Raw genomic sequence first — 20,504 nt, forward strand, 5'->3', positions numbered from 1 at the left:
AAAAAATTGAAACCCGTCAGGGTTTATTTGATATGCCCGCTTTTATAAAATCTACAAAAGATAATAAAAAACTATATGGAAAGACCGCATTTTGTTTAAAAATATACCTTAAGTTGATGGATGTGTGGTGCTACCCAATATAGTATATATGGTTTTTCTGCAAATATTGGCTTAATTTGAAATAATTAACATTCCTATTAAGGTGATATTGCATATGGTGATTTCATGGAAATGAGTATGTAAATTGAATATTTTAAAAAGCGTAGAAAGATTCAATTTCTACGCTTTTTCTTTTTATAAATATTTATCGTTGTTCTAAATCTCTTATATAAGATTTTACAGCTTGTAATAAGAATTCTTCCTGTCCCATACCTGCATCGGCAGCCATTTGCACTATTTTTTGCTTGAATTCATGATCTGCATGAAACGTTAATGACTCTACATTACTTTTAAAGTAAATACCTTCTACGTGCGGAAGTATCGTGCCGGATTTCATATGAGAATGTAAGTATTTAATCTCCTCTTGAAACTGCAATGGATCAACTTGTAATACGAAAGGTTTAATTTCTAATTTGATAGTATCAGATGAAACACTCAATCGCATATTTGTGACACCTAGCTCTTTATAAAATATATTTATTAGATTATAAGTGATGGAATGAAATAGCTGAGGTTTTTTAAATGAAAAAGATAAATACCCACGTTTCGTAATTACAGCTTGTTTATGGAAAGGCTCAAAGGAATACTTACGCTCCTTATAAGTGGATAGAGGGAAAATTTCTTCATCTTCTGTAAGAATCTTGCCATCTGCTCCATTGATCTCTATTACCCTAGCTGCTTTTCCAGTGTGTTGATGTGTTAATGATTGATATAAATATATCTCTTCCTCTTGAATCTTAGTAATGAATGTTTTCCGCTCTTTTGTTTTAGTTTTTTCATAATCAAGCATAAAAATCTCTAGCTCTTCCGAATCGATAATATATACTTGTTTTCCTCGTTTTTCTACCATTGTTGCAGGTAATTTACCAGATTTGATATAGGTAAAGACTGTAGATGGTGCTACATTGAGGATTTCAGCTGCTTCTTTTGTGCTATATCCTTCAACCTCTTCAATATTCTTTAAACGTTCAATATCCTCTAAATAGAAAATCTTACTACCGAATTGCTTCCAGTTATCTTTATATACACATTCTATTAATCCATCTTTTTCTTTTTGTAAAATTGTTTGTACCGTTACGCCTAATAAGCCGGCTGCCTCTTTTGTCGTTACAGTAGGTTTTGTAATGAACAATAAATCTTGTGTCATGTAGGGACACCTCCATAACTATTGTTTACTAGTATTTTAGATATGTATCTATCATATCAGAATATGATTTATATTTAAAATAAGAAATAGAATTTATTAAAGTTCTTATACATTTTTATAATTTAAAAAAGTTTGTAATTTGTTTTATATTTTAATAAAATTTTAAGGTTTACTTTATTATAAATGGAATTTTAATATTAAATAGTAAACAATTAAACGATATCTATTTACTAATAAATTATAAAAAAATATAATAATAAGATAATAGAGAAGAATGTAGGATTCTTACAGAAAGAATATGAATTATCATTTGTATAATAGATAGAAGTGAAATAAAATAATATTTATAGGTAATAAAGAGAATTATATTCATAATCTTCAATAGGAGAGGTGAATTCGACTTATGGGTAAAAACAATATAAATGAAAATGTACCTATTATAAATGATAAGAGTAAGTATATGTATATATATGTAGAGAATATAAGTGGTATCATTCCTTATCTGCATAACAATGGTTATGTAGATAAGGTGGAAGAGAAGATGGAGGTTGCAGAAAAAGAGGGGAAGGGTAAGTATACGTATTTAAGTGATATAGAAGTCATTTATCATTTTGTACATTTACAAAAAGATATGGATGAAAAGAAGAATAGAAAAGAGGATACGAAAAAGAGTTACGTGTCCGAAATCTTATCATTTTGTCAGTGCATGGTGCAGTATGCAGAAGAATTTGAATTGAGTGGGGAAGAAGTACAACAAAATGAATCTTTATTAAAAACATTACAGCCTTGGCATATTCGTAAATATAATGCTTGGTTGAAGCAGGTAGAGAACGGTAGGAATGGGGAAACATATGCAGTGGCAACACTTGCAAAGAAAACAGTGCTCATTCGTTCTTTTCTAAAACATCTTCATGTATTTTCTTACATTGAAAAACCTCTTCATGAAGAACTGCAGCGCGCTAATGTAAATGAACAGGACCGGCCAAATCGGGATTTATCTTATGATGAAGTGATGAAAATTTTAGGGTTTTATAAAGAGAAAGGGCATTTAGTAAACTATACAATTTTACTAGCTCTAGCAAGTACCGGTGCAAGAATTCAAGAATTGTGCACCGCGAGAGTGAAAGACTTACATTATGACGGAAAGTATTGGTTAAAAGTCACAGGAAAAGGAGATAAAGCACGTGAACTTTTCATTCCTGAGCATTTATTCCAATGTATTAGCGAAATGAGACGGAGAAGAGGATTCCAAACTATATTGGATCGGGGAGATGAATGTCCTTTATTCGTAAATCAAAGAGGGAATTTTTATAATCCAAAAACGTTATCAAATCAGGTAACAGACATGATAAAAAAGACAAATTTAGATTTTCTAAAGTATCGTGAAAATCCTGTAACGGCACATACATTCCGTCATGCTTTTGCAATCATGGCAGTTGAACAAGGAAATGCAGATTTATATCATTTAATGCAAACACTTGGTCATGAAAATATCCAAACAACAAAGATTTATTTAGAAAAACATATGAAACGGAAGAATAATGTGGGGACTTCATTTGCGGATATGTTGGTTTGAAATTTTAATATGAAAAATTGTTTAATTGTGTATTTATTACATAATTAAATGTACATTATTTAACATGTGAGAAGGTTTAATTATATAGTACTCAAGAATCTACACATTAAGAAATGACCAAGAAAAATCAATAAAGGTAGAGTCCTGGCGTTCATTTAGAGAAGAAATGAATGTGTTAGGAATTCAGGATTCAGATGTGTTTCAAATTCAGTTAGTGGAATATGGTAAAGAGAGAACGAAAAAGAATTCTCCTAAAAATAATAGAAGAAAATAGTTTACTTACGTATAAATATTATAATTAAGCACATGTTATATACAAATATAGTGGAGGTGCAATTATGAATATTCAAAGACACGAAAGTAATACAAATGAAATTCTTATTTCTGCTGCAGCAAGTGCTATTGAGCAAATGAAGTATGAAATTGCCCGTGAATTAGGAGTCATACTTGGACCAGATACATCATCACGTGCAAACGGCTCTGTCGGTGGAGAAATTACAAAACGCCTAGTTCGAATGGCTGAAGAGCAATTATCAGGACAACACAGATTACATTAAGTTAAAATAATAAAAGAAAAAAGGGCCCATAAAACGGACCCTTTTTCTTTTTATTTACAAAGAATCTGAAAATTAGTTTTTATAACTTAAAAACGACCTTTCAGATTCTTTTATAAGAGGTTTTATTCAATAAGGTAATACGATAAGGGCTGAATTAAAAATAATCCATTACAAGTAGATTAAGAGCTATTTAACATATTCTTTTTATATTTTATTATTTTTATACTAATTTATTAAAAACCTATAAGTAGTGAGGTCATCGCTTTAATTAACCATTGATATTGATCGATAAATAGGGGGCACCATTTCCTACACAGTAGCCTTTAGAAAAAAGAAGCAACCTCTACTATGATTGATGTTGTATGAGCTTAGCTTGATAGTGATGTATGGTGACCCCTATAAGCAAATTTAATAGTTTTGCATATAAAATTTATAAGTATAAGTAGGGTAATATGTACTTCATTTACTATTTTGGGGTATTTAAAAATTTTGCAAAAAAACCACTAATTTAATTTTTTATAGCTTTGCAAGACTTTTGTTATATTTACGTTAGCGTTTTGTAAGACTTAACGGATATGATGAGGTCAAGTTAAAAAATACTCTTTTAAAAATATTTTATTTCTAATCGGTATTTAAATTATATAAAGGCAATTTGGAGGAAAACAAAGATGAAGAAATTAAAACCCACGCTTAGTGTAGTAGGGAGTTTAACAATGGCTTTAACACTAGCTTCACCTGCATTAGCAGAAACAAGTCTTCCAACGGAAGGAAGCAAAGTTGAAGTATTTAAAGAAGATGCAAATGCAAAAGAAGGAAAAAATCCTGTTTATGATACTAATGATAAAATAGGAAAGTTGATGAAAGAAAACATTGATGTTCAAAATAATGATTGGGATAACGATGGTATCTCAAACGATTTGGAGAAGAATGGTTATAAAATTGAGTTTAATCGAAAAACCGGAAAAAATGAAGCACTAGCATGGGATCCCGAGAAGGATAAAGGAAAGCTCAAATTTATTTCAAATCCTATGAGTGCAAATTCAGATGGAGATCCTTTTACAGACATGTATGAAGTTGAGAATTATAACAGTAATTCTGATACGGACTTTAACCCTATAGTTGCTAATATACCCAATCTACAAATTGGTTTGAAACGAATCGAAGTAATCCCTATTGCAACCATTACGGATAATAACGGTGGATCGATCAGCAGAGGATGGGAAAAAAGTGTAGCCACACAACATTCATTTAATGTAGGCCTAACTGGTACCGGTGGTGTAGAAGGCTCAGCAGCCGGTCCTGTTCCTTCCGGAAGTGTTTCAGTAAACGTGGGATACGGATATTCAAAAACAACTACTGAAACGGAGAGTTATACAAATAATTTTGATTGGTCTACCGCAACAACTGTGGATACAGCGAAAGCAGCAAAAGTACGCGTACACCTGGAATATAAAAATGTAGGTACCTCATCTGCTGAAAATGTATCACCGCATTTTAATATTCGTTTAGGAAATAAAATTATTAATACTGTAAAAGCAACACAAGATCGTTATAAGGCAAACTACCTAAGTACTGAAAAAGGTGGACGAAATAAAACAGAAGTAGTCATCGACAGTTTAGAGGGACAAGCAGATGTGAATATTTTCTTATCGTTAGATGAATTAAAAGCCGTTGAACAAGGGGAGCTTCTTGCGATTGAAGTGTTACCTACAAGTACAATGGATGTATCTATCGAGAAAGATGGAGAATTCATGAATTTAGGAGATTCAGGAAAATATGAATCTAGAGTAAATGCAACTACAGAGGAATTAGAAACAGACATTGGAAATAAGCCTAAGTTTAGAGTATATACTCCAAAGGGATCTCGCGGTGAGTATCCAGCTTTATCATATAACGAAGTGTTTAAACATATAAATATAGATACAAGTAAAGTAAATAATATTGTGAGCAAGTCTACAAGAAATAATTCTATAGAAGTTGTTTCATCTTCCAATGCAGCTAGTTATGGTACTACATTGGAAAATTATAAAAATAATGAGAATGTGGGTTTATATACTAACGCTAAACACGGGGCTTTCGAAAACTTACAGCCACCAAAATTAGAAGAAAGTAGTTATGATCCTATTACAAAAAAGATTCGTGCAACAATCTCACCTGGTTTATTTGGAGCAAAAAATGAAATCTCCGCTTCCTATGAAACTAGACAAGGTTCTACGAAAAAAGTAACATTAGTTAGAAGTGGGAATGGACACATATATGAGTCTAGAGAAAATGTACCATTTGGTGAATTTTTACCGTCAAATAAAGTTACATTTGAAGTCCAGGATTCACAAAATAAATTACCTACAAACAAGATTTCTACCGTTGTTAAATATAATGCCGAATTTGATAATTATGTAGTAGATAATTCAGGTGAATTTGTTGTAGAGGGGGCTTCTTATACTATAGCAGATAATAATCCAGACACATATAAAAGATATTGGGGAAGTCATCATGCCAGCAATAAATGGGAATACCTTCAGAGTGAACTTTCTAGCTCTGAAAAAGTGAATCTAGTTATCGAAAGAGTAGGTCAACCTAAACCTGGACAATCGATCAAAAAAGATGAAGAGGTATTAATTAAATTCGCAAATCCTATTTATTCAGATTATGCCTATTTAAAACTTCAGGATGGTTATATTCATTTAGACCAAAAACGAAATGCAAGTACTTTTAAATTTAATTCTGTATCCGATAGTCCAACATTCTATAAACTGTTCAAAATACAATCTAATGGTAACTATATACAGCGGGAATATGACAATAATTATATGAAATACGCTACTGGTAATGGGAATAATATATGGAATCTAACTAGAGCTCAGTAAAAGAGAGCAATTCTTTTGCAGATAAAGGACTAGCTCCAATTGTTGCAAATAAAGAAAAGCTTTGGATAAGAACAGACAACGCCATCTAATATCAACTATACATGGCTGTTAGAACGTATGAAACAAAGGGTAATAGGGGATAAGGTAATCTCGCCATTAAACTAAAAAAACGTGATGCCCCAAGACTAAAAAAGGGGGATCACGTTTTTTTATATGGGCAAACAATCGTAAGAACTTGTATAATGTTTTATGCTGATTTCAAGGGAGATATGATTCAGATTGAATACATTTGTTAGTTATCATCATTGTATATAACTTTTAAAAATTTATGAGAGGCAATTTTATCAGAGAATTATCTTTTTCATTAGTAGTGAAAAGCAAAGGAGTTGTACGGGTGAAAAACAGAATTTTAATTATAGAGGATGAAGCAAATATCCTGGAAGTATGTAAGAGGTACTTAGATAGGGAAGGGTATGAAGTCTATACAGCTATAAATGGAGAAGAGGGATGGAATAGACTCAATCAATATCAACCTGACTTAATTATTTTAGATTTGATGATACCAAAAATGGATGGTTGGGAATTATGTGAGAAAATTCGTCAACAATCCAATGTCCCTATTATAATGTTGACTGCTAGGGGAGAAGAAAGGGATAGAATTTTAGGCTTAACAATGGGGGCAGATGATTACGTGGCAAAACCTTTTTCACCCCGTGAATTAGTATTAAGGGTTCAAATTATATTGAGAAGAGGTAATCAGATAGCACTCCCAGAGAAAGAGCCTGTATCACAAGTGATAGAATTTCTAGGTTTAGAAATTTATCCAAATACACGATGCGTATTTGTTTACGGAAATAAAGTGGAGTTAACAGTTAAAGAGTTTGAAGTGCTATGTATCATGGCTAAGCACCCAAAGCAGGTTTTTTCTCGATCACAACTTTTGGATCTCATTTGGGATTTTGAATATGAAGGAAATACGAATACAGTTACTGTATTAATAGGGCGTTTACGAGAAAAATTGGAGAAGCATGCAAAACAAACACGTTGGATTCATACGGTTTGGGGCATTGGTTATCGTTTTGAGCCAAATGGAGGAAATGAAACATGAAATTACGATATCAATTATTACTCATGAATCTATTTAGCACCAGTATCATGTTGATTGCTATTTGGTATAGTGATAAGAGAATGTTACTTGCACCTGAACAAACAAAATTATTAACAGGAATTGCTATTTTAGCAACGATTGGTTCAACAATTATTTTTTGGCTAATGACACGCCCAATTATGAGGTCTATCCAAAACTTAATGGAATTAACAAAACAATTTGGTGATAGGCAGTTCAAGACAACTTACATAATTGGGAAAGAACCACGAGAGTTTAAAGAATTGGCAACTGCTTTTCAGCAGATGGCTCAAAATTTAGAAGAGGGATTTACCAAATTAGAAGAAGCAGAAAAAGCACGTAATGAGCTAGTTACGAATATTTCACATGATTTACGAACACCTATGTCTAGCATGCAATTAATGATTGAGGCTTTGCAAGATAATCTAATTGAAGATCCTGGAATGAAAAAGAAGTACTTAGCCACAATTCTAAAAGAAATTCAACGATTAAGTGGGCTAATTAACAACCTATTCGATCTTTCCAAGTTAGAGAGTGGACAAGATGATTTTCACCCAAGTTTATCTCATGTGGACAACGTTCTATTAGAGGTACTGGAGTCTCATTCGGTTTTATTGTCAGAAAAACAGATTGAATTAAAAATACACGTCTCTGATACACTACCTCAACTTTGGATTATGCCATGTAAAATCGTACGTGTTATGAGTAATCTATTACATAATGCTATTCGATATTCCCCAGTGTCGGGAGAAATCGTATTAATTGTAGAAGAAGATAAGCAAACTCAACAAGTAGAATTTATTATACGTGATGAGGGGAAAGGTATTTCTTCAAGTGACCAATTACGTATATTTGAACGTTTCTATAGAACAGATCAATCGAGAAGTTCACAGTCAGGAGGTTCGGGCCTCGGGCTAGCTATTGCAAAATCATTGATTGAACTACATAATGGAAAAATCGGAATGCGAAATCGTTTAGATGATAAACAAGGAAGTGAATTTTGGTTTACTCTTCCCATAACATTAGAAAAAAATAAGACTATTGAAAGATATTTATAATATTTAGGGTGTTTTATCAAATATGAAATTCTTGAAAATAAAGAGAGAAGAAGGATATAACTTCTTCTCTCTTTATAGGAGGTGGGAATATCAATTGATATTCCCAAAAGTAAAGTTTTGGATTGGTAATTTACTTTTTTAATATTATAACGAGGAATTTATGTTTATCCTATATTTTTAAGTGGAGAAAACTTCTGCAACAGAATACTATATTTCCTATTAATATAGTTAATCCAATCGAGCAAGCCGAAAAAACTTTTGAAATATGCATACTCCTTTTCTAATTAGATTAATATAAAAGGAATAGATATAATATTTTTTAGTTTGGAAGAGCGTAGAATTTCACTTTAAATGTACCGTTAGAAGTATATCCACTAGGAGGGCCTGCGATATACAAATTCTTTCTATCATCTCCTGAAGGAATCGTTAGAATAGAACCATCTCTAACATTTGACCAAATCCCACGGTCTGAACCATTACGTATATCTTTTGCAACACTAAATGACAAAGAGGTAGCACCTTCTCCTTCCAAAACAACTCGTACTTTGGTACCTGCCGCAAGATGATCAAGTGAAAAATTATCACTTGATCTGCTGCTTTGACCAGGCTGCGCACGATAAAGTGAATCTATCTCTCTTGTTAAATTTCCTGTTACATTAGACAATTTGAATTTTTGATTATTACCACCATGGAAATTATATACTGTAACATTTGTTCCATTTGCAGTACCAGAACCACTTACATCTAACACTTTGCTTGGATCCTTCTTATTTCTTACATAATAATATCCATTTCCTGCTTCTGTTGGTATCCAATATTGCTCTTCCTTATTTTGATTAGATGCAGCAACTACATTATTGGAACCATTAGAATCATTCCAGGTTAATATAAAATTTTCATTTGTGACACTTTTAAATTGATATGCATTTTTATTTGAATCATATACTAGCTTCCATTTTTGATTATTAGCGTTGCCATTTTGCCACAACAGAACATTTCCATCTGCTTGATTTAAGTCAACGACACTACTATTATTTAAAGTAGAAACTATTTGGTAAGTACCACCATCTTCCAGTTCCGGTGCGTAAGGGTCAAAGCTAATAGGTGGCTTTGCTTCCTCAAGGGATTTTTCAAAATTTCCATCTTTGATTTCAATTGTTGCAGATCCAAAGTTCGTAGTCATTAATTTTTCTCGAATAGCTAGGCTTGGATAGCCATTCCAACCAACCATTGGTAGATGGAGCCACTGGTGATAATGGTTTTCTGGCGGCTCGTCATTGCTATTAGCCAGGCGAAAAGCATGTGTCCCCCAGCCGTCCTTATGGTATACAATTTTCGGGTGTTTTCCATCGAATCTGACGCTTGAGCGAGGATTAGTGTACCAGTTACCATGTGCTGAATAAGTTACATATTGAACCTGACCATCTTTAACCCAAACTATTGTGTGTTCCCAGTCATGTCGATGTCCACCCACAGCAGCGTTGGGAGTCATTTGATCTTTCTCAAAGTAACTCGCATACATAATTGCAGTCCAACCATTATTTGATTTGGCCCGAGAATAAGTGTTTGAATTTTCCAGTTGGCGAAGATCTCTACAGTTACCGCTCAGCGAACCGCCCAAACTTAGACCAGGGTTAGTCGTGCCATCTGGAGAAATTGCTGCAGTCGCATAACACCCGTCTGTGTCGTAGTCATACACAGGAGCATACTCTAACTCTATATTTGACGCATTTTGTGGGAGTGCCTTGATTACATCCGCATATGCTTTTGAGCTAGAAAGATAATCCTTATCAAATTGTCCACCTAAGTTGAATGCAAATGTACTTAATACAATTAACGCAGTCATTACTATCTTTGATATTAATTTCATATTACCCCTCCTAAATGAAATGAATTTAATCGATAGTTACAACAGAACTTAGCTGAGTTTATCCAGAATTGATATTACTTATATATAAATCTCTCCTTTCTATATAAGTCCTCTTTAAAAAATCATCATGATAAATTTTTCCGAATATACGATACATAGACAATTGCATCATTTCCAACATCTTCTTTTCCAATAAAAGCGCTAACATCATTTACTAGTAATAAAGTAAAAACAATCAATCTACTCTAATCACTGAATTTAATTAGAAGCCACTGTCTAAAATCCTTCTGAATCATTCGAAACAGTTGATGTAATGCATATTCATAATAGTTAATCATTCTTATACCTTTTTACATTTCCTCCTCTCTAGTTGAATATAGAGCTACTTCACAAACAGAATCAAGATTAGATAAATTTCAAACAAATATTATAGTTACTACCAAATTAGTTTGAAGATTCTAACCATTTGATGCTTGGGTAAAATATAGCATATATTGTCGAAATTTGTCTACAATATATCAGAATTATTAAAAAACAAAAGATGACATCGATGATTTCCGAAGGTTAACAGGTTCTGCTAAAAAGTTTTAATAACGAAAACCCTATCTTTTTACAGTTATTAATGAGAATTTGACTTATATTTTTCATTTTTGGGACAATTAATTTCTTAAGCTACTAGATGTGTAATGATATCTACAATGTAACGAAGATAGAACGATGGTTAAAGATTGGAAAATATCAATGGAAAATGGTACTACTCTTATGAAAAAGGTCCCAAGGCTACAAAATTTAATACTATGAATGGAAAAATGTATTAATTTGATAATAACGGCGCTATGTCTACTGTATGGTTGAAAGAAAATAAAAATTGGTACTACTTAAATGCAAATGGATCAATGAAAACAAATTGGTTACAAAAAATAGAAGTTGGTACTATTTACAATCTAACGGTGCAATGGCAATAGGGAAGGATAGCGTTTTTGTATGTCTATTTCTGTATCTGATGAATTACAACTATTTGCTCAAGAGATTCAAAGTCTTTTATCTCCAGCATTAGAACCCAAAAGATAAATAACTTGAAAATTTTATTTCTTTTTACAGATAACTCACAAAAATAACATATTTCAATCTTATTGTTATATGTAATGATTATTTTATATAGCTAGTCTTTTTCAAAATAATTATTACATATACAGGAGGTTTTGAAATGGATATGGATTCCTATTACTGGGAAATGGTAAAAAAGAATATTGGTGTTTATTCAAAAGCGGAACAAGAATGTCTTAGGAATAAAAGAGTAATTATCTTTGGGTTAGGGGGAGTAGGAGGTTACGAAGCAATCCTCTTTTCTAGGATGGGGATTGGGCATATTACAGGGGTCGATCCAGATGAATTTGAAATATCTAATATAAACAGACAAATGTTAGCCCTTTCTAGTGTGGTGGGAACACCAAAAGCAAAAGTTGCAGAACAGGTAGTAAAAGATATACATCCCTATATTTCAACAAACTTCTTACAAGCAAAAGTAGATGAAGACAATGTAATGGAACTGATAAAAGGACACGATATTGTGGTAGAAGCTGTCGATGATATGCCTTCCAGGGTAATTATACATAGAACAGCTAGGGAATTAGGTATACCGAGTGTAGGGATGTCAGGTAGTCCACCTACAAGAGGATTTGTTTCTACATTCTATCCAACTGGAATTCCTTATGAGGAGGCATTGAATGTGTCGATTGTAGGTTCAAAATTAACAGATCCTAAACTAAGGCAACAAATTGCTGATGTCAAGAAAAAAAGAGCATGGTATTCAGTCGAAAAAGGAGCACCAGAAGATTGGGCACAAGATTTTTGCGATGGAAAAGTAGGGTGGATTATTACCCCTATGCGTGCTCATCTTTTATCACTTTTTAGTTTTCATGAAGCAATTCAAGTGCTAACAGGTCGTGAACCTTTAGCTAGAGCACCAAAGGGCATAGTTATAGATGTAGATAGTCTTACTCCTGTCCAGGTAAAAGAAGCACCAGAAAACGGTTGGGATTATGCAACATTATAAGGGGGAAGCAAATTTGTTCACTGAAAATTTAAATACACAAAATATATATGAAGAGAGCTTTACACGAAATATTGGTGTAATTTCTATAGAAGAACAGAAGAAATTAAAGAATGCTCGTGTTACTGTAGTGGGTGCTGGAGGAGTAGGGGGGATTACACTTATCCAGTTGGCACGAATGGGGATAGGAAATCTTCATGTGATTGATCAGGATGTTTTTGAAGCGAGTAATATTAATCGACAAATGCTTAGCTCTATAAGTAATTTAGGGAAGTCAAAGGCACTTGTGGCTCTAGAAACCTTAAAAGACATTAATCCTTTACTACAAGTAAAGATCACACAAGAGTTTGTTACAGAAAATAACGCAAAAGATCTGCTAGCAAATACAGATATCATTATAGATGCTACTGATAATTTGGTCGCAAGAGTTATTATTCACCGTACGGCTCAAGCTTTAGGAATTCCTTCTATCTGGATTGCTGTTACTCCTCCTTTTAGAGGTGGGGTAATGTCATTAACTCCTGAATCTGTCCCTTATGAAATTGCATTAGGATATCCGTCTTATCAACAAGAACTGACGCCTGAAATGCAAAATAGAATTCATAGTTTAAAAGATGGACGTGCTCTGTATTCTATCAAACATGGTGCAGATGAACAGTGGGCGAATAGCTATGTGAAAAAAGATCGCCCATGGGCTGTACTATCTCCTGTTGCAAATATTGTTGGGATTCTAGCAAGCTTTGAAGCATTCAAGTTTATTGTAAATCGAGAAGATTTACAACCTATAACCAGTCCAAATATTATACAAATTAACCTTTCAGATCCAAATATGGTACAGGTATGTGAACCTGAAAACGGCAGTTGGAATTATACAACTTTATAGAAGAGGGAAAATATATGGTTTCTTTTATACTGCTAGGAATTATTTTTATACTCGCTTTGGTTGTTAAAGATTATGCATTAGCTAGTGCCGCAAGTTTACTAGGTTTGTTGCTTGCTATTGGGCAAAAAGCGATATTGCATTATATTCAACAATATGCCTTTCCGATTGGAATTTTCTTTCTCATGTTATTTCTTTTAGTGCCCATCACATCTGGGAAGATTACCATTGAAAACATAATAAAATGTATTACCTCTCCTATTGGTTTGGGATCAATTTTAGCGGGTTTTATGGTGTCGTTTATAGGAGGAAAAGGGGTAGGGGTTCTACCTATGAATCCTACCATATTATTAGGCGTTTTAATTGGTACTCTAATTGCCGTATTGTTTACAAAGGGGTTACCAGCTGGATTAATTATTGCAGCTGGAATTATAGCCATCATTTCTATGAAATGAAAGGGAATTTAAAAATGAAGAAAAATTGGAAATATATAAGTTTAATAGGAGTATTCTTTATTCTTTTACTGTCTAGCTGTTCTAATCACCAAGAGGTTCCAAAGAAGAGCAAAGAATCTAAAATAGCAAAAGAAGAATATAAAATTTCACAAGAAGACGAAACATTATTTTTACTTCATAAAAGTATAAATACCAAAAAACAGTATACATCTGACGAAATCATTTTGTTTTTAGAACCGTTTAGCGTTCCTACTGCAGAAGCTTTTGATGTATCAAAATACTCATGGATGGATGCGTATGCTAAAAAAGGATATGACACGTGGGCAATGGATTTTAGAGGATTTGGGCAATCTTCAAGACCGAAAGAAATGTCAGAACCGCCTAACCAAAATAAACCAATCATTCATTTGGACGATGCAACAAAAGATTTAGAAACGGTTGTGAATTGGATTAAAAGTAAAAGGAATGTAAAAAAAATTCATCTTGTTGGCTGGTCATATGGGGGAGTGGTAGCTGGAAATTATGCAATATCACATTCTAATGATGTTAATACACTTGTTTTATATGGATACATGCATGGATTTAAGCTTCCAATGATGACAGAGCCCTTTGACAATCCGTTACAGCGAGGGGAATTTAATCCTCATGCACCCTCTTATCAAGCTGTAGACTTTGATAAAGGAATGCATCACTGGCATATGATGATGGGCGAGAAAAAAATTGTAACAAATGAAGCTATGGATTCTGTAAAAGAAGTATTTCTTCGCTCAGATCCAATTAGCGAGAAAAATAATGGCGTAATTCGTCGACCGATGGGGCCTCTTGAAGATTTATATTCTATTTGGAATAACCGTCCTTTATATGATACATCTCAGATTACTTCTCCTGTGCTGGTTATTTATGGAGAAGATGATTTATTTGCCGATAGAGATATGTTGTCAAAATTAACAGGTGCCAAACACAAAAAGGAAGTTGTGATTCCTGATGCTACGCACTGGGCTGTTTATGAAAAAAATCACCCTATACTATTTGAACAAGTATTGAACTTTATAGAAATGAAAGAAGGAAAAGAGTAATGAGCCAGAATATAACAATATTAGATGCCACTTTACGCGAAGGCGAACAACAATGTGGCGTCCGTTTTTCAAAAGAAGATAAAATTAACCTGCTTCATACGATGGAGGATTTTGGAATCACCTTAATTGAGGTTGGACATCCTGGGGTTTCTCGTGAAGAAGAGGAGATCTGCCAAGAGGTTGCTGCCTCTGCAGAACATGCTGATATTTTAATGCATGCTCGAGCAAAAAAAGAAGAAGTTCATGCTGCTTATCGAGCAGGTGCCGATTGGGTAGGAATTTGGGCGTCTATTAATCCAATTTCTTTGCAAACAAAGTATACCAATCGATCAAAAGATTATGTGGTAAGCCAAGTGAAGGAAGCAATTGAAGAAGCTAACACTTTAGGAATGAAAACCAGATTTACAATTGAAGATGCTTCCAGAACTACCTGGGAAGATATCGCTTACCTTGGACACATTGCATCTGAAGCTGGAGCAAATCGAATTAGCTTAGCTGATACGGTGGGAATTTGGGAACCTAATGAGTGTGCAACCATAGTCAAGAAAGCGGTTGAAACATTCCCCTGTGAAATTGAAGTACACCTACATAATGATTTAGGACTAGCACTAGCGAATGCTCTTGCGGCTATTGATGCTGGGGCTTCTGTCATTGATGCAACTTTATGCGGGATAGGTGAACGGGCTGGGATTGTTGATTTACTAAATTTATCTGTTCTGTTATCACAAAAATATAATCAATACTTTCAATTAAAAATGATTCCAGAATTAACACAATCTCTTCAATTGGCTACAGGTTGTAAAGTTGATCATTGGAGACCTATCATTGGAAAAAATGTTTTTACACATATAGCACCTTATCACATAAAAGCTGTGAATCATAATGTTTTAGCATATGAAGGAATTCAACCTGAAATGATAGGAAGAGTGAGGAAGATACAACAAAAACGGGTAGAAAGAAAAGGCCCTCGCCTTTCAAAGAATTTACGCGTTAGCAAACCATTTGTAAAAGGGGCGTCTGAACTTTTGTATCATAGGGATGGACCAGGGGAACGATGGGTACAAATGGATCATAGAACAGATGAGCGTGCATCATTTTATGTAATACAACGTATATTCTGTAATCAACATATGGACGAAAACTTGGAAGGGCATGTGGATTATCATGCACATCATTGTGATAGTGCTTTTATTTTTTGGGGTAATAACATAGATGGGACAGGGCTTATATGTGAAGTGGAAATCGAAGGAGACGTGGAAGTCATTGAAAGCCCTGCATCTGTTTTTATTCCATCCGGTTTTAAACATAAATACAAGTACCTTTCAGGTGTAGGAACATACACAAACATTGTACTAGCCCCTAATTATAATTCCAGTTTGTTAGAAGAAGATCTTTCGAAATTATATATATATTAACAAAGATTAGAAACAGATGGGATCCAATTGATTTTTTGAATCCTATCTGTTTCTTTGAATGGCCCCAAAAAGAAGGAATTTTTGCTGCGTCCCTATAGCGCCCTATCTCAAAATATATGGGTACAGGATTAATTAATCCTCTTTTTTCATAAATACTTGTATTTACAAAATGGCTGTGAAAATATTAATGAAATTGGAGGGTTTATGCTCTTAATATTGAGTTTATATTATATAAACAAACTTAAATATATTAGGGAGTTAATAGTAATATGAAAGAAATTGAAATTATAAAATCAAAAGAAACAATGACTATTATATGGCAAAGTGCAATGATAAGTATTCCCTTAGAGGACATACTTAAAGTTTATAAAAATAATAATAATATTACAGACACTACTAAAGTGGTTAATATCGGAAAATGCTTTCAGCATTCAGAACATATCTTTATTAGAACAAAGAAATTAGATTACTTATTATTTACAACTAATAAGTTAGCACTTCTAAATAAAATTAACCTTTAATTATTTTAAAAGATACTTAAAAAGACCCTGGTACAAAATTGATCTTTATATGAGTAGTAAATAAGCTGTGAAAACTCCCAAGCTTTTTCTAAAAAATTCGTGGTTTCTTAGGTTCTGTTGCGAAGTTGTGTAATTGAATTTACATTCTTGAAAAAAGGAGTAAAGAGAATCACAAATGCAATACTTTAAAGAGAAACAGTTCAAAAAGAATATTATCTTGGAAGCTAGATGCAACTTATATAAAAAGGAAGACTTTCAAAATGAGAAAGTCTTCCTTAGCTTTTTCCTAATCCCAATTAATATCCCCAGTAGTTATAGCTCCTTTAGCTTTGCAATAACCTTGACCTATACATTCTAGTTTTAGACTATATTTACCTCGACCTAGTTGTTCGTTTCTTTCAAACATATCACCTGGTTGCAATGTCTTTTCATACTTGACTTCATGATTTTTATATAATGTTACCTTTATGGGTACCTTACTTTCTGAATAATTTGATACATGAAAGAAAGGACTGTATTTTTTCGTGGTTAATTCTCTTGTTTGTTGGGATTTTATATCTACTAAGTTTGCCATGCTGATTCGTAAATCTTTTTGCTCTTCATATTGTTGTAGTTGGTTCCAAATCGCTTCATGCCCCTCTGGTATATGTGTAGTAAATAAAAACGTATCAATTTCTTTAAAATGGATTGGATTTTTATCAGTTTGTTTATAAACCTTATCTTGGAAAATTGAAATAAACCCCTTATTGATGAGGAAAAGTCCTAGTCCCCCTAATACTAAAAAAATAACTATACCTAAAATGGAAAGTTTAATGGACTTTCGTTTGAATGCATGCATTTTATATATCCTCCTCGTGCCGACGGGTCAAGTCTATAAATAATATAATAATTATCAAATAGTACTATATTTAATATACTCATATTTGTCAATGTGACTTATTGTAAACAATAAGATTAGCTCTTGAAAAAATTTTGCCGACATTTCTCTGAAATATGTACGATATCGGTGTCTCATACTCATTCAGCTAATACCTTCGGTATTGTTTTGAATGTTCACTAATGCTTATTGCATGATTTCGTTCCATGGCTAAACAGACCCCTAAGTTATTGCAATTCATCTTTTTTATAAACGATTAGACTTTTTCAAACCGGCACTTTTCCACTTGTCTAAGAATCACATTAGATTTTAGAAGAAGATATAAGGTTTTCAAAGAGCAATCTGTACAAATATATGGTAGCAAACATGTTGGCTTATGCCAACCGACATTCATCTCCCACCCAAAATTAGTGTTTCACACCTTCACATTTTTGAGGAAGGAGTCTTCTGTCGGAAAACGATAAAAATTGTTACAAATAACTCAAAAAAAGAACCTAATTAATAGGCTCTTTTTTGTTGTTGATTATTTTTGTGCTAAAATACGTTCAACCTCATCTATGCCTAATTTACTGGCTTTAGCAATCGTTTCAAGTGGTACACTAAGTTCATGCATACCTTTAATCATCTGTATTTTCCCTTGCTGAACCCCTTCTTGAATTCCTTCTTTTTTTCCCTCATTACGAGCATGAGCAAACTTTGCAGCCTCATCCATTAAGGCCTTTTCTCTTGCTTCATATGCTTGACGAAAAGAAGAATCTTGACTCATACGTTCCCACTTATTCATTGCTTTTTGTAAAATCGGATCTTGATTCATGGCAATGTCCTCCAATGTTTGTGTGAGATACTCATCTTCATTCGCTGGTAACAATAATAACCAACGAACAAACGAATCTTCCCACGGATTAACTTTTTCTTCACGCCATTGCTGTAGTAACTTTGGAATCTCTACAATATGAACTTCTATATCATCACTTAATAACTTTTGTTGTTGTTGATTCCAAAGGATTCCTGTTGTATGAAACGCTTCATATTCTGGAAACATCACAAAGTTTAATAAGTTTATGGTAATCGTTTTATGAAGTGAGCTATAAGGCATTCCTTTTTGCAATTGAGAGGTGTATAACCTTCCCCAATAATACAAGCTTCGTTTAATCATATCGTGATTATTATTCAATTGTATTTCTACATTTACCTTTGTACCTGTATTTAATGTAGCCGAAATATCTAAAATCGATAATTTATCTTCTTCATATTCTCGATGCAAATGTGGATCTTCTAATTGTAAGGCAACAATAGGTGATTCTAAAGAATCTTTTAATATGGCATTTAAAAAAGCAACTAAAATATCTTCATTCCCATTTGTGCCAAATAACTGCTTAAATGCAAAATCGATACGTAAATTTACTAATGAATTGGACATGGTTTTCCTCTTCCTGTTTCAGACTATATCTTTACCTTTATTGTACATAAAACTAAAGTCAATATGCAAACAATCTCCTATGATTTATATAGGGATAAATCTTTCTCTTAAAGGAAGGGTTCTTTTTTACAATAGGAAACTGTTTGTTAAGAAAATCTTAAGAAGCTCCTCCACTTTTTATTAAGAAATGCTCTTTATACTTGGAAATGCGTTAAATATTCTTCTTATTTAAACTTGAAAAATGAATGAAATCACACTTAATCATATAAGAAAAAGAAAGGTGGAAATGAAAGATGAAAAAAGCTTGGATTGCAGTGTCAGGATTAGTTGTTGTAGGGGGTGGATTATTAACTTATATGGGAGGAGAAACAATAGATAGATTTAATCCATTAGTGAAAGAAAAAGATGTGTACGTCCTTACAAAAGGGGAAGCAAAACCTGATGGTAAGAGATATTTTTACATGTTAAACGGAGTTGATGAATCAGGCGATGAAAATACCATTAAAGTAGGGGTTTCTGGTAAGGATGATTATCCAGATTCTTATTTAAAGGTTCATGTAAAAGGAAAGTATGTTTACAAATTTGAGAAAGTGCAGGAAAAAGAAGTTCCTGAGAAAGCAAAAGAAAAACTTGAAAAATAAATAATGAATTTATGAAGTTAAAAACAAAGGTAGGAGAATATTATGAACCACTCAGTTGTAAATGTAAAAAATGTTCAAAAAGTGTACGGTAAAAAAGGTGAAAATCATTCACACGCTTTAAGAGATGTATCTTTCTCGATTCGAGAGGGAGAATTTGTTGGAATCATGGGACCGTCTGGTTCAGGAAAAACAACTTTATTAAATGTAATTTCAACATTAGATGTAGTAACGGGCGGCATTGTTGAAATTGCTGGTATCGATATAACTAAAATGAAGCAAGGAGAGCTTTCAGATTTTCGTTCTCAAAAATTAGGATTTATCTTTCAAGATTTCAATTTATTAGAGAATCTATCTATTTATGAAAATATTGCACTGCCACTTTCACTTCAAGGAGTCCCATCGCGTAAGATTGGTCCAAAAGTAAAGAAGGTAGCCAATATGTTGGGGATTTCGGAAATACTTCAAAAATACCCATCCGAGGTATCTGGCGGACAAAAACAACGTTCTGCAGCAGCACGCGCGCTTGTACATGAACCAGCAATTATTTTAGGGGACGAGCCAACAGGGGCACTAGATTCAAAAAATGCAAAAAGCCTTTTAGAAGCAATGAAAAATCTAAATGAAAAACAAGATGTTTCGATTATGATGGTTACGCATGATCCATATAGTGCAAGTTACTGCCAACGCATTTTGTTCATTCAAGATGGTGAGTTATATAAAGAAATACATCGTATTGGTACACGTGAGGCGTTCTATAAAGAAATTTTAGATGTACTTGCGGATTTAGGTACACAAAAAGGATAAGA

The 20,504-nt window shown here is 33.2% G+C and carries 18 protein-coding genes; 14 read left to right on the forward strand and 4 right to left on the reverse strand.

The genetic code is table 11. The features are described 5' to 3' along the window. Positions 1-304: 304 nt before the first annotated feature. A complete protein-coding gene (locus AC22L0_RS24510; RefSeq protein WP_487272461.1) occupies positions 305-1,306 on the reverse strand; it encodes a helix-turn-helix domain-containing protein in 1,002 nt (333 codons plus the stop codon). A gap of 403 nt (positions 1,307-1,709) precedes the next feature. On the opposite strand from AC22L0_RS24510, the gene AC22L0_RS24515 reads away from it, so the two are divergent. The 5 genes from AC22L0_RS24515 to AC22L0_RS24535 all read left to right on the forward strand — a co-directional run bounded on the left by AC22L0_RS24515 (position 1,710) and on the right by AC22L0_RS24535 (position 8,490). Beyond that, positions 1,710-2,882, forward strand: coding sequence for a tyrosine-type recombinase/integrase (locus AC22L0_RS24515; protein ID WP_087965496.1), 1,173 nt, complete (start codon positions 1,710-1,712; stop codon positions 2,880-2,882). A 338-nt stretch (positions 2,883-3,220) separates the two neighbouring features. Beyond that, positions 3,221-3,439, forward strand: coding sequence for an alpha/beta-type small acid-soluble spore protein (locus tag AC22L0_RS24520; RefSeq protein ID WP_087965498.1), 219 nt, complete (start codon positions 3,221-3,223; stop codon positions 3,437-3,439). A 668-nt stretch (positions 3,440-4,107) separates the two neighbouring features. Then, positions 4,108-6,306: a binary toxin-like calcium binding domain-containing protein gene (locus AC22L0_RS24525; RefSeq protein ID WP_487272462.1), complete on the forward strand. Its 2,199-nt coding sequence runs from the start codon at positions 4,108-4,110 to the stop codon at positions 6,304-6,306. A gap of 394 nt (positions 6,307-6,700) precedes the next feature. Then, a complete protein-coding gene (locus AC22L0_RS24530; protein WP_139848273.1) occupies positions 6,701-7,414 on the forward strand; it encodes a response regulator transcription factor in 714 nt (237 codons plus the stop codon). Then, the gene (locus tag AC22L0_RS24535) at positions 7,411-8,490 is read left to right on the forward strand and encodes a sensor histidine kinase (RefSeq protein WP_087965504.1); all 1,080 of its coding nucleotides are present in this window, start codon (positions 7,411-7,413) and stop codon (positions 8,488-8,490) included. Before AC22L0_RS24530 ends, AC22L0_RS24535 begins: the two co-directional genes overlap by 4 nt. A gap of 319 nt (positions 8,491-8,809) precedes the next feature. On the opposite strand, the gene AC22L0_RS24540 is transcribed toward AC22L0_RS24535, so the two are convergent. Beyond that, positions 8,810-10,360, reverse strand: coding sequence for an NPP1 family protein (locus AC22L0_RS24540; RefSeq protein ID WP_487272463.1), 1,551 nt, complete (start codon positions 10,358-10,360; stop codon positions 8,810-8,812). 836 nt (positions 10,361-11,196) lie between these two features. Here AC22L0_RS24540 and AC22L0_RS24545 point away from each other — a divergent pair. The 7 genes from AC22L0_RS24545 (at position 11,197) to AC22L0_RS24575 (ending at position 16,760) form a co-directional block, all read left to right on the forward strand. Further along, positions 11,197-11,325 carry a hypothetical protein gene (locus tag AC22L0_RS24545; RefSeq protein ID WP_180985147.1) on the forward strand — a complete coding sequence of 43 codons (129 nt, stop codon included), beginning with the start codon at positions 11,197-11,199 and terminating at the stop codon, positions 11,323-11,325. Between the two features lie 242 nt (positions 11,326-11,567). Continuing rightward, positions 11,568-12,416 (forward strand): HesA/MoeB/ThiF family protein, encoded by an 849-nt coding sequence (locus AC22L0_RS24550; RefSeq protein ID WP_087965507.1) that lies wholly within the window; start codon positions 11,568-11,570, stop codon positions 12,414-12,416. Next, positions 12,403-13,296, forward strand: a complete 894-nt coding sequence (locus AC22L0_RS24555) for a HesA/MoeB/ThiF family protein (protein WP_377827115.1) — start codon at positions 12,403-12,405, stop codon at positions 13,294-13,296. Before AC22L0_RS24550 ends, AC22L0_RS24555 begins: the two co-directional genes overlap by 14 nt. A 14-nt stretch (positions 13,297-13,310) precedes the next feature. After that, the gene (locus tag AC22L0_RS24560; protein ID WP_487272464.1) at positions 13,311-13,748 is read left to right on the forward strand and encodes a DUF441 family protein; all 438 of its coding nucleotides are present in this window, start codon (positions 13,311-13,313) and stop codon (positions 13,746-13,748) included. A 14-nt stretch (positions 13,749-13,762) separates the two neighbouring features. Continuing rightward, on the forward strand, positions 13,763-14,824 hold the full coding sequence (locus AC22L0_RS24565; protein ID WP_139848279.1) for an alpha/beta hydrolase: 1,062 nt from the start codon (positions 13,763-13,765) through the stop codon (positions 14,822-14,824). Beyond that, complete coding sequence (locus AC22L0_RS24570; RefSeq protein ID WP_139848281.1) at positions 14,824-16,239, forward strand: homocitrate synthase/isopropylmalate synthase family protein; 1,416 nt, start codon at positions 14,824-14,826, stop codon at positions 16,237-16,239. Before AC22L0_RS24565 ends, AC22L0_RS24570 begins: the two co-directional genes overlap by 1 nt. Positions 16,240-16,508: 269 nt before the next feature. Then, positions 16,509-16,760, forward strand: coding sequence for a SunI/YnzG family protein (locus AC22L0_RS24575; protein ID WP_065705835.1), 252 nt, complete (start codon positions 16,509-16,511; stop codon positions 16,758-16,760). 286 nt (positions 16,761-17,046) lie between these two features. Here AC22L0_RS24575 and AC22L0_RS24580 read toward each other — a convergent pair whose 3' ends face one another. Further along, positions 17,047-17,598 carry a hypothetical protein gene (locus tag AC22L0_RS24580; protein WP_087965515.1) on the reverse strand — a complete coding sequence of 184 codons (552 nt, stop codon included), beginning with the start codon at positions 17,596-17,598 and terminating at the stop codon, positions 17,047-17,049. A gap of 562 nt (positions 17,599-18,160) precedes the next feature. Further along, positions 18,161-19,057: an Rpn family recombination-promoting nuclease/putative transposase gene (locus AC22L0_RS24585; RefSeq protein WP_087965519.1), complete on the reverse strand. Its 897-nt coding sequence runs from the start codon at positions 19,055-19,057 to the stop codon at positions 18,161-18,163. A 293-nt stretch (positions 19,058-19,350) separates the two neighbouring features. Here AC22L0_RS24585 and AC22L0_RS24590 point away from each other — a divergent pair, with 293 nt between their 5' ends. Continuing rightward, entirely contained in the window at positions 19,351-19,698 is a 348-nt protein-coding gene (locus AC22L0_RS24590) for a YxeA family protein (protein WP_087954697.1), read from the forward strand. A 42-nt stretch (positions 19,699-19,740) separates the two neighbouring features. After that, entirely contained in the window at positions 19,741-20,502 is a 762-nt protein-coding gene (locus tag AC22L0_RS24595; RefSeq protein ID WP_065705841.1) for an ABC transporter ATP-binding protein, read from the forward strand. Positions 20,503-20,504: the final 2 nt, after the last annotated feature.

Source organism: Bacillus sp. LQ01 (assembly GCF_057624735.1).

Excerpts from the sequence above, each read along its gene's own strand:
- AC22L0_RS24560 (WP_487272464.1), top strand. The coding sequence starts at position 13,311 with ATGGTTTCTTTTATACTGCTAGGAATTATTTTTATACTCGCTTTGGTT.
- AC22L0_RS24570 (WP_139848281.1), top strand. The coding sequence starts at position 14,824 with ATGAGCCAGAATATAACAATATTAGATGCCACTTTACGCGAAGGCGAA.
- AC22L0_RS24545 (WP_180985147.1), top strand. The coding sequence starts at position 11,197 with ATGTCTACTGTATGGTTGAAAGAAAATAAAAATTGGTACTACTTAAAT.
- AC22L0_RS24535 (WP_087965504.1), top strand. The coding sequence starts at position 7,411 with ATGAAATTACGATATCAATTATTACTCATGAATCTATTTAGCACCAGT.
- AC22L0_RS24510 (WP_487272461.1), bottom strand. The coding sequence starts at position 1,306 with ATGACACAAGATTTATTGTTCATTACAAAACCTACTGTAACGACAAAA.
- AC22L0_RS24595 (WP_065705841.1), top strand. The coding sequence starts at position 19,741 with ATGAACCACTCAGTTGTAAATGTAAAAAATGTTCAAAAAGTGTACGGT.
- AC22L0_RS24555 (WP_377827115.1), top strand. The coding sequence starts at position 12,403 with ATGCAACATTATAAGGGGGAAGCAAATTTGTTCACTGAAAATTTAAAT.
- AC22L0_RS24590 (WP_087954697.1), top strand. The coding sequence starts at position 19,351 with ATGAAAAAAGCTTGGATTGCAGTGTCAGGATTAGTTGTTGTAGGGGGT.
- AC22L0_RS24575 (WP_065705835.1), top strand. The coding sequence starts at position 16,509 with ATGAAAGAAATTGAAATTATAAAATCAAAAGAAACAATGACTATTATA.
- AC22L0_RS24525 (WP_487272462.1), top strand. The coding sequence starts at position 4,108 with ATGAAGAAATTAAAACCCACGCTTAGTGTAGTAGGGAGTTTAACAATG.
- AC22L0_RS24585 (WP_087965519.1), bottom strand. The coding sequence starts at position 19,057 with ATGTCCAATTCATTAGTAAATTTACGTATCGATTTTGCATTTAAGCAG.
- AC22L0_RS24540 (WP_487272463.1), bottom strand. The coding sequence starts at position 10,360 with ATGAAATTAATATCAAAGATAGTAATGACTGCGTTAATTGTATTAAGT.
- AC22L0_RS24515 (WP_087965496.1), top strand. The coding sequence starts at position 1,710 with ATGGGTAAAAACAATATAAATGAAAATGTACCTATTATAAATGATAAG.
- AC22L0_RS24580 (WP_087965515.1), bottom strand. The coding sequence starts at position 17,598 with ATGCATGCATTCAAACGAAAGTCCATTAAACTTTCCATTTTAGGTATA.
- AC22L0_RS24565 (WP_139848279.1), top strand. The coding sequence starts at position 13,763 with ATGAAGAAAAATTGGAAATATATAAGTTTAATAGGAGTATTCTTTATT.
- AC22L0_RS24520 (WP_087965498.1), top strand. The coding sequence starts at position 3,221 with ATGAATATTCAAAGACACGAAAGTAATACAAATGAAATTCTTATTTCT.
- AC22L0_RS24550 (WP_087965507.1), top strand. The coding sequence starts at position 11,568 with ATGGATATGGATTCCTATTACTGGGAAATGGTAAAAAAGAATATTGGT.